Genomic DNA, 15,590 nt, shown 5'->3' with positions numbered 1-15,590 from the left:
GCGTTTTGGTAAAATAAGCAAGTTTGTCTGATACCCGATAACAGGGAAGGAGTCCTGAATGGAAAACCTGGAACAGCGCGTTAAGAAGATCGTTGCCGAGCAACTGGGCGTCAACGAAGCCGACATCAAGACCGAGTCCTCCTTTGTGGATGACCTGGGTGCCGACTCTCTGGATACCGTCGAGCTGGTGATGGCCCTCGAAGAAGAATTCGAGACCGAGATCCCCGACGAAGACGCCGAGAAGATCACCACCGTGCAACAAGCCATCGATTACGTTCTGTCCCACAAGAAGTAATCACCCGGGTACGGGACTTCCCTGCCAACCGGCGCCTTCGTGGCGCCGGTCCAGCATTGATGCAGGGAGCCCGCCCTTCTGCAGTATTCTGTATCACCTCTCCCCTCATTCTTTCCGGAGCTAAAGTTGGCACGTCGTCGCGTCGTCATCACCGGGCTGGGGCTTGTTTCCCCGGTCGGTAACAGCGTTGAAGAAGCTTGGCAAAACCTCCTGGCCGGTCGCTCCGGTATTACTGCCATCACCAAGTTCGATGCATCCACTTTCCCCACCCGCATTGCCGGGGAAGTGAAGAACTTCGATATCGGCACCTACATTTCCGCCAAGGACGCCCGCCGCATGGATACCTTCATCCATTACGGCATGGCGGCCGGCATCCAGGCCATCAAGGATGCCGGGCTTGAAGCCAATCCGGTCGATGCGGAGCGCATCGGCGTGGCGATCGGTTCCGGCATCGGTGGCCTGCCCCTGATCGAGAACACCAAGGACGATTACATCGCCGGCGGTGTGCGCAAGATTTCCCCCTTCTTCGTTCCCGGTTCGATCATCAACATGATCTCCGGCAACCTGTCCATCCTGTATGGCTACAAGGGTCCCAATATCGCCGTGGTGACCGCCTGCACCACCGGCACCCACAACATCGGCGAAGCTGCCCGCCTCATCGAGTACGGCGATGCCGACGTGATGATTGCCGGCGGTGCCGAGTCCACCGTGACCCCCCTGGGCATGGGCGGCTTCTGCGCTGCCCGGGCCCTGTCCACCCGCAATGACGATCCCACCACCGCCAGCCGGCCCTGGGACAAGGATCGTGACGGCTTCGTGCTGGGCGAGGGTGGCGGCGCCATGGTGCTGGAAGAGTATGAGCACGCCAAGGCCCGGGGCGCCCGCATTTATGCGGAGCTGGCAGGCTACGGCATGAGCGGCGATGCTTACCACATGACCGCTCCCAGCACTGATGGTCCGAAGCGTTCCATGCTCAATGCCCTGCGCAATGCCGGCGTGAACCCTGACCAGGTGCAGTACCTGAATGCCCATGGTACTTCCACGCCCCTGGGCGACAAGAACGAAACCGATGCCATCAAGCTGGCCTTCGGCGATGCCGCCAAGGGCCTGGTGGTGAATTCCACCAAGTCCATGACCGGCCACCTGCTGGGCGGCGCCGGCGGCATCGAGTCCATCTTCAGCGTCCTGGCGGTCCATCACCAGGTTTCCCCGCCCACCATCAACATTTTCGAGCAGGATCCGGAATGTGATCTGGACTACTGTGCCAACACGGCTCGGGAAATGAAGATCGACGTGGCCCTGAAGAACAACTTCGGCTTCGGCGGCACCAACGGTTCCCTGGTGTTCAAGCGCATCTGACCGAGACCAACGGGATGAGGTTGCCGCTGCTTCTGCAACTGCACCCCTCCCGCCGCCTGGCAATGCTGTTCGTTGCCTTGCACGCCGCCGCTTCTGGCGGCGTTTTCATTTTGGGCTGGAATATCTGGGCGACGCTTGGCCTGCTGGCCTTGCTGCTCGTTTCCCTGGCCTTCACCCTGCGGCGCCACTATGGGCGGCATCCGGCCTGGGTACGCCTGGGGCAGAAGGGGGAGCTGGCCTGGGGCCAGGGGGGGAAGGAAAGTCCCCGGCTGCGGTTGCTGCCGGGGACTTGCTGGCGTCATCTGGTGGTGCTGCGCTATCGCCTGGAGCAGGAGGACGGGACCTGGTCCCGTCCCCATGCCGTGTGCCTGCTGGCGGACAGCCTGGCCGATGAGGCGTCGTTCCGCCAGCTGCGGGTGTGGCTGGGCTGGCGGGCCAAATTCAGGGACGACGGGATTTTCTGAGGATGGTGTTGCGCGGCTTGGGCAGCAGGCCGGGGTAGTCGCGGCTGAAGTGCAGGCCGCGGCTTTCCTTGCGTTTGAGGGCGCAGCGGACGATCAGGTCGGCCGTCACCACCAGATTGCGCAGTTCAATGAGGTCGTGGCTGACCCGGAAGTGGGTGTAGAACTCGTTGATTTCCCGCATCAGCAGGCGGATGCGGTGCTGGGCCCGCTGCAGGCGTTTGGTGGTGCGCACGATGCCGACGTAGTCCCACATGAAGCGGCGCAGTTCGTCCCAGTTGTGGGAAATGACGATTTCCTCGTCCGGGTCGGAAACCCGGCTTTCATCCCACTGGGGCAGGGCAGGGATGGCGACCTTGGGCTGGGCCTTGATGTCGGCCACGGCCGCTTCGGAGAAGACCACGCATTCCAGCAGGGAGTTGGAGGCGAGACGGTTGGCGCCGTGCAGGCCGGAGCAGGAGGCTTCACCGGCAGCGTAGAGGCCGGCGATGTCGGTGCGGGCCTTGAGGTCGGTGATGATGCCGCCGCAGGTGTAGTGGGCGGCCGGCACCACCGGGATCGGGTCCTTGCTGATGTCGATGCCCAGTTCCAGGCAACGGGCGTGGATGTTGGGGAAGTGCTCCAGCAGGAATTCCTTGGGCTTGTGGGAAATGTCCAGGAAGACGCAATCCAGGCCCCGCTTTTTCATCTCGAAGTCGATGGCCCGGGCCACCACGTCCCGCGGCGCCAGTTCCGCCCGCGGGTCATGGTCAGGCATGAAGCGGGTGCCGTCCGGCAGGCGCAGAATGCCGCCTTCGCCCCGCACTGCCTCGGAAATGAGGAAGGATTTGGCCTGGGGGTGGTAAAGGCAGGTGGGATGGAACTGGATGAATTCCATGTTGGCCACCCGGCATCCGGCCCGCCAGGCCATGGCAATGCCGTCACCGGTGGAGGTGTCCGGATTGGTGGTGTAGAGATAGACCTTGCCGGCACCGCCGGTGGCAATCATGGTGGCCTGGGCGCCGATGGTGCTGACTTCGCCGCTGCGGGTGTCCAGGGCATAGGCGCCGTAGCAGCGCTGCTCAGGCAGGCCCAGCTTGGCGCCGGTGATGAGGTCGATGGCGATGTGCTGTTCCAGCACCGTGATGTTGGGATGCTGGCGCACCTTGCGCGTCAGGGTGTCCTGTACCGCCAGGCCGGTGGCATCGGCCACGTGGATGACCCGGCGGGTGCTGTGGCCGCCTTCCCGGGTCAGGTGGTAGCCCTTATCGTCCTTGGTGAAGGGGACGCCCTGCTCGATCAGCCAGTCGATGGCCCGCCGCCCGTTTTCGACGACGTAGCGGGTGGCCTTGGCGCCGTTGAGGTGGCCGCCGGCTTCGAAGGTGTCGCGGATGTGGGCTTCGATGGAATCCTGGCTGTCCAGCACGGCGGCAATGCCGCCCTGGGCCCAGGCGCTGGCACTGTCTTCCAGGCTGCGCTTGCTGATGAGGCCGACCTTGTGGGTGTCCGCCAGGCGAAGGGCGGCGGACTGTCCTGCCAGACCGCTGCCGATGATGAGTACGTCAAAATGCTGGACCACGATGCGCTTTCTTGGTGTGCGGCTTGCATCCGCGACCGAACTGGACCGCGGGGACCGTAGGGCTGACAACTATAGCACGAGAGGGGCGCCGGGGCTTGTAGGCTGGCCGTTGCCGCATCCGGGCTGGTGGCTCGCGGCGGCTTACGGGATTTCCCCACGGGGCGGGTGGGTCGTGGCCCGGCGTGGCTTGCGTTATACTTCGGCTGCCTGTGGTGTGCGATGGAGCGCGATGAGGCGCTTTTCCGCCATCACCCCTAATCCTTACAAAGGTATTCATACAGCATGAGCGAACGCGAGATTGACCAAAAGCTGGTCGAGCGGGCGCAATCCGGCGACAAAAAGGCCTTCGAGCTGCTGGTGGCCAAGTACCAGCGCAAGCTGGGCCGCCTCCTGTCCCGATTCATCCGTGACCCGGCCGAGGTGGAAGACGTGGCCCAGGAAGCCTTCATCAAGGCTTACCGGGCATTGCCTTCCTTCCGCGGCGACAGCGCGTTCTACACCTGGCTGTACCGTATCGGCATCAATACGGCCAAGAACTATCTGGTGGCCCAGGGCCGCCGGGCGCCCACTTCCACCGAGTTCGACTCCGAAGAGGCGGAAACCTTCGATGACGGCGAGCAGCTGCGGGACATCAACACGCCGGAGAATCTGCTGCTCTCCAAGCAGATCGGCGAGACGGTGAATGCGGCCATGGATGCCCTGCCGGAAGAATTGCGTACCGCCATCATGCTGCGGGAGCTTGAAGGCCTGAGCTACGAAGAAATCGCCAAGATCATGGATTGTCCCATCGGCACCATCCGTTCCCGCATCTTCCGGGCCCGGGAGGCGGTGGCGACCAAGCTGCGTCCCCTGCTCGACACCACTCCCGACCGGCGCTGGTAGGCTGTAGCGCTTTCGCCGCCGGATTCCTTCTCCGGTCCGGGGCTCCGTCAGCCGTGATGGCCTGGTGCAAAGGCGGGCAAAATTCCTTTTCCCACATGTTTGAGCTTTCCCCATGATTGAAACCCAAGCAACCGTGACGGCGCTGGAAGGCGACTATGCCCTGGTGGAGGCCAGTCAGGGCGGTTGCGGGCGCTGCCATGAGCAGGGTGGTTGCGGCGGCAACAATGCCTCCCAGCTTTTCTGTCACGGGCCGCGCCACTTTCGCGTACTCAATCCGCTGGGTGTGAAGGTGGGCGAGAAGGTCGTGGTGGGGGTCCCGGACGGCGCCGTATCCCACAGCGTCCTGGTGCTCTACCTGCTGCCCCTGGCCTTGCTGGTGCTCGGTGCCGTGGCCGGTGCTGCCCTCATGCCCGGGGCCCGGGATGCGGCCGCTGCGGCCGGCGCCCTGTTGGGCGGGCTCCTGGCCTGGTTCCTGGCGCGTCGCCTGCAGGCCCGGGACGCCCAGTCACCCCGCTTTCAGCCCGTCATCCGCCAACGTCTCTGAGGTATCCCCATGTCTAGGAGTCGCTCTGCCATGAAACGTCTTGTCGTCCTCCTGTATCTCTGCTGCCTCGCAGCAGTTGCCCAGGCCGCCGATAGCCGGGGCCTGCCCGACTTTGCCGACCTGGTGGATAAATACGGCAATACGGTGGTCAACATCAGCACCACCCAGGTGATGCGGCAGAAGCGGGGAGTTATGCCATTCCCCTTCGACGAGGATGACCCCCTGTTCGATTTCTTCCGCCGCTTCGGGCCTTCCGGTCCCTTCGGCCAGGGGCAGCCCGGCGGCGCCGTGCCCCGGGAGTTCGAGAGCAAGTCCCTGGGGTCCGGCTTCATCATCAGCAGTGACGGCTACGTGCTGACCAATGCCCACGTGGTGGACCAGGCCGACGAAATCACCGTGCGCCTGACCGACAAGCGGGAATTCCGGGCCAAGGTGATCGGCGCCGACAAGCGTACCGACGTGGCTCTGATCAAGATCGAGGCCAGCAACCTGCCCGCGGTCCGCTTCGGCGACCCGGCCGGGCTGAGGGTAGGGGAGTGGGTGGTGGCCATCGGTTCCCCTTTCGGCTTTGACAATTCGGTGACGGCCGGCATCGTCAGCGCCAAGGGGCGCTCCCTGCCCCAGGAGAACTACGTTCCCTTTATCCAGACCGACGTGGCCATCAATCCCGGCAATTCGGGCGGCCCCCTGTTCAACATGAAGGGCGAGGTGGTGGGCATCAATTCCCAGATCTACAGCCGCTCCGGCGGTTACCAGGGGATCGCCTTCGCCATTCCCATCGATGTGGCCATGGACATCCAGGGCCAGCTGCGGGCTTCGGGCAAGGTCAGCCGGGGGCGTATCGGTGTGGTGATCCAGGAAGTGACCAAGGAACTGGCCGATTCCTTCGGCCTGGCCAAGCCCGCCGGCGCCATCGTCAATGCGGTGGAGCCGGGTGGTCCGGCAGAAAAGGCCGGGGTCGAGGCGGGCGATGTGATCCTCCGTTTCGACGGCAAGGCTGTGGGCGCTTCCAGCGACCTGCCGCGATTGGTGGGCGCCACCCGACCCGGTTCCCGGGTGTCCCTGCAGGTCTGGCGCAAGGGCGCAGCCCGGGACCTGACCCTCACCGTGGCCGAAATGCCGGCGGACGACAAAGCCGATGGCAAGGCGGCCAAGAAAGGCAAGGCTGTCGAGCCCCAGGTGAATCGCCTGGGCCTGGTGGTGTCCGAGCTATCGGCCGAGCAGCGGCGTGAGCTGAAGGTGGCCGGCGGCCTGCTGGTCGAGGACGTGCGGGGTGCTGCGGCCCGCTCCGAGCTGCGGCCCGGGGACGTCATCCTGGCCCTCATCAGCAAGGGCGTTACCAGCGAACTGCGTTCGACGGAGCAGTTCAACCGGCTGTTGGCCCAGTTCGACAAGGGGGCCAACGTGACCTTGCTCATCCGCCGGGGCGACATGCAGACCTTCGTCACGGTCAAGGGGCTCAATGGTGGCAACTGAGCCGATGCTGCAGACCAGGCCTGTCCTGCAGCTCCTGGGGCGGGTCTATTGCCATCTGTGCCATGACATGGAGGCGGCCCTGACACCGATTGCCGATGAATACGGCGCCGCCGTCGAGGTGATTGATGTGGACGAGGACGAGTCCCTGGAGCAGCGCTGGGGCGAACTGGTGCCCGTGTTGCTGCATGGCGGCGAAGAGATTTGCCACTACTTCCTGGACGAGGCAGCAGTCCGTGAAGTTTTGGCCAAAATCCGCTAGAATCCGCGCTTTCCGGCCAAATTCAAAAGGGTGCTGCACAGCACCCTTTTTACCATATGCAACACATCCGCAATTTTTCCATCATCGCCCACATCGACCACGGCAAATCCACCCTGGCCGACCGCATCATCCACCTCTGTGGCGGTCTTTCCGACCGGGAAATGGAAGCCCAGGTGCTCGACTCCATGGACTTGGAGCGGGAGCGCGGCATCACCATCAAGGCCCAGACGGCCGCCCTCAGCTACAAGGCCCGGGACGGCCAGGTCTATAACCTGAACCTGATCGACACCCCGGGGCACGTGGACTTCTCCTATGAAGTCTCCCGCTCCCTCTCCGCCTGCGAAGGCGCCCTGCTGGTGGTGGATGCCTCCCAGGGCGTAGAAGCCCAGACCGTGGCCAACTGCTATACGGCCCTGGACCTGGGGGTGGAGGTGGTGCCGGTGCTGAACAAGATCGACCTGCCGTCGGCCAACCCGGATGGTGCCCGCCAGGAAATCGAGGACGTCATCGGCATCGACGCCACGGACGCCGTCCTGGCTTCGGCCAAGACCGGCCTGGGGGTGGAGGACATCCTGGAAGCGGTGATCGCCAAGATCCCGCCTCCCGTCGGCGATCCCGAGGCACCGCTGAAGGCCCTGCTGATCGACTCCTGGTTCGACAACTACGTCGGCGTGGTGATGCTGGTCCGTGTCGTGGACGGGGTGCTCAAGCCCAAGGACAAGATTCGCCTGATGTCTACCGGCGCCGTGCATCTGTGCGAACAGGTCGGCGTGTTCACCCCCAAGTCCCTGGCGCGCAACGAACTGCGGGCCGGGCAGGTGGGTTTCATCATTTCCGGCATCAAGGAACTGCATGCCGCCAAGGTGGGCGACACCGTCACCCTGGTGGAGCGTCCCGCCGCCGAGGCGCTGCCCGGCTTCAAGGAAATCAAACCCCAGGTGTTTGCCGGCCTCTACCCGGTGGAATCCAACCAGTACGACCAGTTGCGCGACTCCCTGGAGAAGCTGCGCCTCAACGATGCTTCCCTGCAGTTCGAGCCGGAAGTCTCCCAGGCCCTGGGCTTCGGCTTCCGCTGCGGCTTCCTCGGCCTGCTGCACATGGAAATCGTGCAGGAGCGCCTGGAGCGGGAATTCGACCAGGACCTGATCACCACCGCGCCCACCGTGGTTTATGAAGTGGTGATGCGGGACGGTTCCGTGGTCCAGGTGGAGAACCCCTCCAAGCTGCCGGAAGTTGGCAAGTTCGATGAAATCCGCGAACCCATCATCACGGCCACCATTTTTGTGCCCCAGGACTATCTGGGCAGCGTCATCACCCTGTGCAACGCCAAGCGCGGCAACCAGGTGGACATGCACTACCACGGCCGCCAGGTGAAGCTGGTCTATGAGATGCCCATGGCCGAAGTGGTGATGGATTTCTTCGACAAGCTGAAGTCCGTCTCCCGGGGTTATGCCTCCCTGGACTACGAGTTCAAGGAATACCGGGCTGCCGACGTGGTCAAGGTGGACATCCTCATCAACAGCGAAAAGGTGGATGCCCTGTCCATCATCGTGCACCGGGCCAACGCCCCCTACCGGGGCCGGGAACTGGCGGCCAAGATGCGCGAGCTGATTCCGCGCCAGATGTACGAAGTGGCCATCCAGGCCGCCATCGGCTCCAACATCATTGCCCGGGAAAACGTCAAGGCCATGCGCAAGGACGTGCTGGCCAAGTGTTACGGCGGCGACATCACCCGGAAGAAGAAGCTGCTGGAGAAGCAGAAGGCCGGCAAGAAGCGCATGAAGCAGGTGGGCAGCGTGGAGATTCCCCAGGAAGCCTTCCTCGCCGTGCTGCGCGTCGATAGCAAGTAAAGGACATCGTCTTGAATTTCGCTCTGATCCTCTTCCTGCTGCTGCTGGCCAGCGGCGCCATCTGGGCCGTGGATTCCCTGTGGCTGGCCAAGCGGCGCCCGGCCGGAGCCAAGGACCCCTGGTGGGTGGAATACGGTGCCGGCTTTTTCCCGGTGATCCTGGTGGTGTTCGGCCTGCGCTCCTTCGTGGTCGAGCCCTTCAAGATTCCCTCGGGCTCCATGATTCCGACCCTGCTGGTGGGCGATTTCATCCTGGTGAACAAATACACCTACGGCATCCGCCTGCCGGTGATCAACAAGAAGATCATCGAGGTGAGCCAGCCCCAGCGCGGCGAAGTCATGGTGTTCCGTTTCCCTGAGGATCCGTCCCTGGATTACATCAAGCGGGTGGTCGGGGTGCCGGGCGACAAGGTGGCTTATCAGAACAAGCGCCTGTCCATCAACGGCAAGCCCCTGGACATCCAGCCCCAGGACGATTTCCTGCATTCGGAGCGGCTGTACTACTCCAAGCAGTACAGCGAAGTCCTGGGGGCGGTGGACCACCGCTTCCTCAACGACGACGATGCGCCGGCCTTCATTCGCGACGCCTCCCAGTTTCCGGGCCGGGAGAATTGTATTTACAATAACGCGGGCGTCATCTGTACGGTGCCGCCGGGACACTACTTCGTCATGGGCGACAACCGGGACAACAGCCGGGATAGCCGGGCCTGGGGTTTCGTCCCCGACGAGAACATCGTCGGCAAGGCTTTTTTCATCTGGTTCAATTTCAACGACCTGAGCCGCATCGGCCGTTTCAACTGAGTTACGGGAGAGCGCAATGCTGAGTAAGCATCAACGGGGGGTGAGTCTTTCCGGGTTGCTGATGTGGAGTGTGATCATCGTTCTCGTCCTGATCACCGGCATGAAGGTGGTGCCGCCGGTGATCGAGTATGTGTCGATCGTCAAGAACATCAAGGCGATGACCGCCGACAGCCAGCTGGCCGGCGCCACGGTGAGCGATATCCGCAAGGCTTTCGACAAGCGGGCCGAGGTCGGCTACATCGACGTCATCAAAGGTTCCGATCTCGACATCAGCAAGGACGGCAGCGATCTCGTCATTTCCTTCGCCTATGCCAAAAAAATCCCCCTGGCAGGTCCGGTGAGCTTGTATATCGATTTTCAGGGCAGCAGCAAGGGCAAGGGTGGCTGAAAAAATCCGTTTGACGGCTCCCCAGGCCGCGTTTTCCCGTCGCCTGGGCCATGAATTTGCCGATCCCTCCCTGCTGCGCACGGCGCTGACCCACCGCAGCCACAGTTCGCCCCATAACGAGCGCCTGGAATTCCTCGGCGACAGCATCCTCAACTGCGTCGTCGCCCACCTCCTGTTCGAGCGTTTCCCCCAGCTGCCCGAGGGCAATCTGTCCCGGCTGCGGGCCAATCTGGTGAAGAAGGATACCCTCCACGAACTGGCCCTGGGGCTGGAGCTGGGGGAACAGTTGCGGCTCGGAGAAGGGGAGTTGAAGAGCGGCGGCCATACCCGCCCGTCAATCCTGGCCGATGCCCTGGAAGCCCTGTTTGGCGCCGTTTACCTGGATGCGGGCTTCGACCGTGCCAAGGTCGTGGTGGGCAACCTGTTTACGGCCAAGCTGGACGCCATCGCTCCCGATCAGCCGATCAAGGACCCCAAGACCCGCCTGCAGGAATACCTGCAAGCGCGGCGCCAGCCCTTGCCGGTCTATACCCTGGCGGCCACCGACGGCCAGGCCCACCTGCAGCAGTTCAGGGTGCTGTGCGAGGTTGCCTCTGCCGCCCTGCAAACCGAAGGTCAGGGCAGCAGTCGCCGCGCTGCCGAACAGGAGGCCGCCTCGCGGGCTCTGGAGAAACTCAAAGCATGAATACCGAAAAGCAAATCCGTTCCGGCTACGTGGCCATTGTCGGCCGCCCCAACGTGGGCAAGTCCACCCTGCTCAACCGCCTGGTGGGGGAGAAGATTTCCATCGTCTCCCGCAAGGCCCAGACCACCCGCCACCGCATCACCGGCATCCTCACCAACGACGATGCCCAGTTCGTCTTCGTCGACACCCCGGGCTTCCAGACCGAACACACCAACGCCCTCAACCGGGCCATGAACCGGGGCGTGACCCAGACCCTGGCGGATGTGGACGTGGTGCTGTTCGTGGTCGAGGCCGGCCGTTTCGACGCCAAGGACAAGGCCGTGCTCAAGCTGCTGCCGGAAGACCGGCCGGTGATCCTGGTGGTGAACAAGGTGGACAAGATCGCCGAGAAGGAAAAGCTGCTGCCTTTCCTGGCCGCAGTCACCGCCGAGCGCAGTTTCACCGCCGTGGTGCCGGTTTCCGCCACCAAGGGCAAGCAGCTGGAGCAACTGCTGGCCGAAGCCCGCCAGTATCTGCCCCATGAAGAACTGCTGTTTGCCGAGGACGAACTGACCGACCGCAGCGAGCGGTTCCTGGCTTCCGAATACATCCGGGAAAAGCTGTTCCGCCTGCTGGGCGACGAACTGCCGTATTCCACCACGGTGGAAATCGAGAAGTTCGAGGTGGAGGGCAACCTGCGCCGCATCTACGCCGCCATCGTGGTGGACCGGGACGGCCACAAGGCCATCGTCATCGGCAAAGGCGGCGAGACCATCAAGCGCATCGCCACCGAGGCCCGCCAGGACATGGAAAAGCTGTTCGACGGCAAGGTCTACCTCGAAGTGTGGGTCAAGGTGAAGTCCGGCTGGAACGACGACGAGCGCCTGCTGCGCAGCCTGGGCTACGAGTAAGCGTCTTTTCCTCCCCTCCGGGCTTTCGCCATGCAACGGCAAAAGGTAGACGGCCAGCCCGCCTACGTCCTCCACACCTATCCCTTTCGGGAAACCAGTCTCATCGTCGAGGCCTTCACCCGGGATTTCGGCCGGGTGGCCCTGCTGGCCCGGGGCGCCCGACGGCCTCGTTCCGCCATCCGCGGCCTGCTGCTGGGTTTCCAGCCCCTGGAGGTCTCCTGGGCAGGCAAGGGCGAAGTGCTGACCCTGATGAAGGCCGAATGGCAGGGCGGCCAGCCGCTGCTGGCCGGCCACGCCCTTTTTTGCGGCTATTATCTGAACGAGCTGCTGCTGCACCTGCTGCCCCGGGAAGACGCCCACGAAGCCCTCTACGCCGCCTATGCCGAAACCCTGCGCTGCTTTGCCGACGGCGTGCAGGAGGCGGACCTGCGCCGCTTCGAAAAATCCCTGTTGCAGGAACTGGGCTATGGCCTGACCCTGGCCACGGACGCGGAGGGCAGGGCGGTGGAAAGCGCCGGCCACTATGCTTACCAGATCGAGCGGGGGCCGGTACGGTTGTCCCGGCCCGGAGATTCGGCCCTCTCGGTGTCGGGCAAGACCCTGCTCGACCTGGCTCACGAGGATTTTTCTGATACCCGTTCCCTGGCCGAGGCCAAGCAGCTGATGCGGGCTTTGATGGCCCATTACCTGGACGGCAAGCAGTTGGAGACCCGGAAGATTTTCCGGGAGTTGCAGGAACTCTGAGGCAGACGCTTCTCGGCGGCTCCCCTGAAGTCGACACTTTGCAGCAGGAACATTGAGGTTTAACACCATGAGCATCGAACTCGGCGTCAATATCGACCACGTGGCCACCATCCGCCAGGCCCGCCGCACCTACGAACCGGACCCGGTGTGGGCCGCCGTGGAGGCCCAGCTGGGCGGGGCCGACGGCATCACCGTGCACCTGCGGGAAGATCGCCGCCACATCTGCGACCAGGACGTGGAGCGCCTCAAGCTCACCACCCAGATCAAGCTCAACCTGGAAATGGCGGCCACCGACGAAATGGTGGGCATCGCCTGCCGCCTCAAGCCCGAAATGGCCATGCTGGTGCCCGAAGGCCGCCACGAGGTGACCACCGAGGGCGGTCTCGATGTGGCCGGCCAGGAAGCCCGCCTGAAAGACGTGGTGGCCCGCCTGGCCGATGCCGGCATCGTCACCAGCGTCTTCATCGATGCCGAACTGCCCCAGGTGGAAGCGGCCGCCCGCATCGGCGCCAAGGTCTGCGAAATCCACACCGGCCCCTACGCCCACGCCTTCTACAACCAGGGGCGGGATGAGGAAAGCCCGGCCGTGCTGGCCGAGCTGGCCAAGGTGCGGGATGCCGGCGAAGCCATCCGGGGCCTCGGCATGCGCTTCAACGCCGGCCATGCCCTCAACTACTACAACGTCCAGCCCATCGCCGCCCTGCCGGGCATCAAGGAACTGCACATCGGCCACGCCATCGTCAGCCGCGCCGTCTTCGTCGGCCTGCGGGAAGCGGTGCGGGAGATGAAGCAGCTGCTGCTCGGTGCGGCAGGACGATAAAAAGCCTGGCCACAGAGGGCACAGAGAACACAGAGGGTGAAACGTCCCCGGCGAAATCCCGGAAGGACAACTCATCGCTCAGGTCTCAGCATTCAGGTCAATAAACTATGTGCTTTCGTTTTTTCTCGGTGATCTCTGTGTCCTCTGTGGCTAAAATGCACTCCTCAGTGGCTAAGAAAACATGATCCACGGCATCGGCACCGACATCGTCGCCGTCTCCCGTCTCGGCGAGTTCTACACCCGCCACGGGGAGCGCAGCCTGGACAAGCTGCTGACTCCGGCGGAGCGGGAGGAATTCGCCCGTCTGCCCGAGGCCGGCCAGACCCGTTTCCTGGCCAAGCGTTTCGCCGCCAAGGAAGCCTTCGGCAAGGCCCTGGGTACCGGCATCCGGGCCCCGGTGCTGCTGCCGGCCATCGGCGTCGGCCACGATGCCCTGGGCAAGCCGGTCCTGGAACTGGCCCCGGCCGTTGCCGCCCTGCTGGCCGAGCGCCGGCTGGTGGCCCATCTTTCCCTCAGCGACGAGCAGGACTACGCCGTCGCCTTCGTCATTCTGGAACAGACCCAGCCATGAACGCTCCCCGACAACTGCCCCCGGGCCCGGTGATGATCGACATCCAGGGCCTGGCCCTGACCGATCTGGACCGGGAACGCCTGACCCACCCCCTGGTGGGCGGCCTCATCCTGTTCAGCCGCAATTACGAAAGCCCGGAGCAGCTCAGTGCCCTCTGCGCCGAGGTCAAGGCCCTGCGCAGTCCCCAGTTGTTGATTGCCATCGACCACGAAGGCGGCCGGGTGCAGCGCTGTCGGCCAGGATTCACGGCCATTCCCGCCATGGGCAAGCTGGGCGCCTTGTGGGATGCGGCGCCTGGCGATGCCATCGCTGCGGCCCAGGACCTGGGCTATGTGCTGGCCGCCGAGCTGCGGGCCCGGGGCGTGGATTTCTCCTTCACCCCGGTGCTGGACCTGGATTACGGCCGCAGCACGGTGATCGGCAGCCGTTCCTTCCACCGCCAGCCCGAAGCCGTGGTGCAACTGGCCGGCGCCCTGATCCAGGGCCTCAGGCAGGCCGGCATGGGCTGCTGCGGCAAGCACTTTCCCGGCCACGGCTGGGTCCAGGCCGACTCCCACGTGGCCATTCCGGTGGATGAGCGGGACTGGGACAAGCTCCTGGCCGACATGGAGCCCTTCCGTCGCCTGGCCCTGGATGCGGTCATGCCGGCCCACGTGATTTACCCGGTAGTTGATAAAAAATCTGCTGGATTTTCAAATTACTGGATTAATTATCTGAGAAATAACTTGAAGTTTGATGGTGTCGTTTTCAGCGACGACCTGTCCATGGAAGGGGCCTCCGTCGCCGGTGATGTGGTGGCCCGGGCCCAGGCCGCCTGGAGCGCCGGCTGCGACATGCTGCTGGTGTGCAATGCGCCGGAAGCGGTGGGCCAGTTGCTGGAGCGCTGGCAGCCGGCCCTGGACCCGGTTCGGGCCGCCCGGGTGCAGCGCCTGCTGCCTCAAAAGCCTGCTTCGGATTGGGCCGACCTCCAGGCCGATCCGGTCTACCAGCGCGGCGTAGCCGCCGCCGGGCGCCTCGCCTGAAACCGGGCAGCCAGGCGGGAGCATTCACCATGATCCGCCGCCTGCTGCTCCTGCTTCTCTCCCTTGGCTGGAGCCCTCTGTGGGCCCAGTCATCCACCGTTCCGCTGCCGCCCCTGCTCCTGGCCGAAACCTACACGGGCCAGGAGGACGTGGCCGCCTACTGGGTTAGTGAAAAGCTGGACGGGGTAAGGGCGGTCTGGGACGGCCAGATGCTGCGCTTTCGCAGCGGCCGCCCGGTGGCGGCGCCGGCCTGGTTTGTCGCGGCGCTGCCGGCCACGCCCCTGGATGGGGAATTGTGGGCCGGGCGCGGCCATTTCGAGCGGCTCTCGGCCACGGTGCGGCGGGAGCTGCCGGACGACGCCGAATGGCGGCAGGTGCGTTACATGGTGTTCGAACTGCCGGGTGGGGAGGGCGCTTTCAGCGAGCGGCTGCAGCGCCTGCAAGCGCTGGTGGCCGGCGCCCGGGTGCCCTGGCTGCAAGCGGTGGAGCAGTTCCGCCTGGCGAACAGGGCCCAGTTGCTGGCTCGGCTGGAGGAAGTGCGGCGGGGCGGCGGCGAAGGCCTGATGCTGCATCGGGCCGATGCGCCCTATGTTACCGGCCGCAGCGAGGTGCTGCTCAAGGTGAAACCCTGGCTCGATGCGGAGGCCCGGGTGGTGGCCCATCTGCCGGGCAAGGGCCGCTACGCCGGCATGCTGGGGGCGCTGCGGGTGGAGATGCCCGATGGCCGCCGGTTCAGCCTGGGCACCGGCTTTTCCGCCGCAGAGCGGCGTCAGCCGCCGCCCGTGGGGGCCCTGGTCACCTACCGCTACCGGGAGCTGACGGCCACCGGCCTGCCCCGTTTTGCCAGCTACTGGCGCCTGCGGCAGGACTTCTGAAGGCCGGGGGGCTGACAGGCAGGTGGGGCGGGGGCTGCGGCGATGCCATGCCGGAGAATGGCTTGGAATAAGCGCCCCAGGCCTGCATCAGGAAATGGCCGCAACCAGAGG

At 64.4% G+C, this 15,590-nt stretch carries 18 protein-coding genes; 17 read left to right on the top strand and 1 reads right to left on the bottom strand.

What is annotated here, in order from left to right:
* Positions 1-58 precede the first annotated feature (58 nt).
* From acpP to AZSP09_RS03755, 3 genes are all read left to right on the top strand, one after another.
* The gene (gene acpP / locus AZSP09_RS03765) at positions 59-295 is read left to right on the top strand and encodes an acyl carrier protein (RefSeq protein WP_014237501.1); all 237 of its coding nucleotides are present in this window, start codon (positions 59-61) and stop codon (positions 293-295) included.
* A 126-nt stretch (positions 296-421) separates the two neighbouring features.
* Entirely contained in the window at positions 422-1,654 is a 1,233-nt protein-coding gene (gene fabF / locus AZSP09_RS03760) for a beta-ketoacyl-ACP synthase II (protein ID WP_014237502.1), read from the top strand.
* A gap of 14 nt (positions 1,655-1,668) precedes the next feature.
* A complete protein-coding gene (locus AZSP09_RS03755; protein ID WP_152089214.1) occupies positions 1,669-2,118 on the top strand; it encodes a protein YgfX in 450 nt (149 codons plus the stop codon).
* Here the strand turns inward: AZSP09_RS03755 and nadB are convergent.
* Positions 2,096-3,673, bottom strand: coding sequence for an L-aspartate oxidase (nadB, locus tag AZSP09_RS03750; RefSeq protein WP_152089213.1), 1,578 nt, complete (start codon positions 3,671-3,673; stop codon positions 2,096-2,098). The genes AZSP09_RS03755 and nadB overlap by 23 nt on opposite strands.
* A 282-nt stretch (positions 3,674-3,955) precedes the next feature.
* Between nadB and rpoE the strand changes: the two genes are divergently transcribed.
* From rpoE to AZSP09_RS03680, 14 genes are all read left to right on the top strand, one after another.
* Positions 3,956-4,555, top strand: coding sequence for an RNA polymerase sigma factor RpoE (rpoE, locus tag AZSP09_RS03745; RefSeq protein WP_014237505.1), 600 nt, complete (start codon positions 3,956-3,958; stop codon positions 4,553-4,555).
* A gap of 112 nt (positions 4,556-4,667) precedes the next feature.
* Positions 4,668-5,099 carry a SoxR reducing system RseC family protein gene (locus AZSP09_RS03740; RefSeq protein ID WP_152089212.1) on the top strand — a complete coding sequence of 144 codons (432 nt, stop codon included), beginning with the start codon at positions 4,668-4,670 and terminating at the stop codon, positions 5,097-5,099.
* A gap of 30 nt (positions 5,100-5,129) precedes the next feature.
* Positions 5,130-6,575, top strand: coding sequence for a DegQ family serine endoprotease (locus tag AZSP09_RS03735; protein WP_152089211.1), 1,446 nt, complete (start codon positions 5,130-5,132; stop codon positions 6,573-6,575).
* Positions 6,562-6,834 (top strand): glutaredoxin family protein, encoded by a 273-nt coding sequence (locus AZSP09_RS03730; RefSeq protein ID WP_152089210.1) that lies wholly within the window; start codon positions 6,562-6,564, stop codon positions 6,832-6,834. The genes AZSP09_RS03735 and AZSP09_RS03730 overlap by 14 nt, the downstream gene beginning before the upstream one ends.
* Before the next feature lie 56 nt (positions 6,835-6,890).
* Positions 6,891-8,684, top strand: a complete 1,794-nt coding sequence (gene lepA / locus AZSP09_RS03725; RefSeq protein WP_014237509.1) for a translation elongation factor 4 — start codon at positions 6,891-6,893, stop codon at positions 8,682-8,684.
* 11 nt (positions 8,685-8,695) lie between these two features.
* Positions 8,696-9,484, top strand: a complete 789-nt coding sequence (gene lepB / locus AZSP09_RS03720) for a signal peptidase I (RefSeq protein ID WP_014237510.1) — start codon at positions 8,696-8,698, stop codon at positions 9,482-9,484.
* A 16-nt stretch (positions 9,485-9,500) separates the two neighbouring features.
* Complete coding sequence (locus AZSP09_RS03715) at positions 9,501-9,872, top strand: DUF4845 domain-containing protein (RefSeq protein WP_014237511.1); 372 nt, start codon at positions 9,501-9,503, stop codon at positions 9,870-9,872.
* Positions 9,865-10,557 carry a ribonuclease III gene (rnc, locus tag AZSP09_RS03710; RefSeq protein ID WP_152089209.1) on the top strand — a complete coding sequence of 231 codons (693 nt, stop codon included), beginning with the start codon at positions 9,865-9,867 and terminating at the stop codon, positions 10,555-10,557. Before AZSP09_RS03715 ends, rnc begins: the two co-directional genes overlap by 8 nt.
* On the top strand, positions 10,554-11,447 hold the full coding sequence (gene era, locus AZSP09_RS03705) for a GTPase Era (protein ID WP_014237513.1): 894 nt from the start codon (positions 10,554-10,556) through the stop codon (positions 11,445-11,447). The genes rnc and era overlap by 4 nt, the downstream gene beginning before the upstream one ends.
* 30 nt (positions 11,448-11,477) lie before the next feature.
* Complete coding sequence (gene recO, locus AZSP09_RS03700; RefSeq protein ID WP_130458491.1) at positions 11,478-12,191, top strand: DNA repair protein RecO; 714 nt, start codon at positions 11,478-11,480, stop codon at positions 12,189-12,191.
* 67 nt (positions 12,192-12,258) lie between these two features.
* Complete coding sequence (locus AZSP09_RS03695) at positions 12,259-13,011, top strand: pyridoxine 5'-phosphate synthase (RefSeq protein WP_152089208.1); 753 nt, start codon at positions 12,259-12,261, stop codon at positions 13,009-13,011.
* A 181-nt stretch (positions 13,012-13,192) separates the two neighbouring features.
* Complete coding sequence (acpS, locus tag AZSP09_RS03690) at positions 13,193-13,582, top strand: holo-ACP synthase (RefSeq protein ID WP_152089207.1); 390 nt, start codon at positions 13,193-13,195, stop codon at positions 13,580-13,582.
* Positions 13,579-14,604: a beta-N-acetylhexosaminidase gene (gene nagZ / locus AZSP09_RS03685; RefSeq protein ID WP_152089206.1), complete on the top strand. Its 1,026-nt coding sequence runs from the start codon at positions 13,579-13,581 to the stop codon at positions 14,602-14,604. The genes acpS and nagZ overlap by 4 nt, the downstream gene beginning before the upstream one ends.
* A gap of 29 nt (positions 14,605-14,633) precedes the next feature.
* The gene (locus tag AZSP09_RS03680; RefSeq protein ID WP_152089205.1) at positions 14,634-15,479 is read left to right on the top strand and encodes a DNA ligase; all 846 of its coding nucleotides are present in this window, start codon (positions 14,634-14,636) and stop codon (positions 15,477-15,479) included.
* The last annotated feature ends 111 nt before the right edge of the window (positions 15,480-15,590 follow it).

Source organism: Azospira sp. I09, from assembly GCF_009177135.1.
GTDB classification, from domain to species: domain Bacteria; phylum Pseudomonadota; class Gammaproteobacteria; order Burkholderiales; family Rhodocyclaceae; genus Azospira; species Azospira oryzae.
This window is presented reverse-complemented; position numbering and strand designations above follow the sequence as displayed.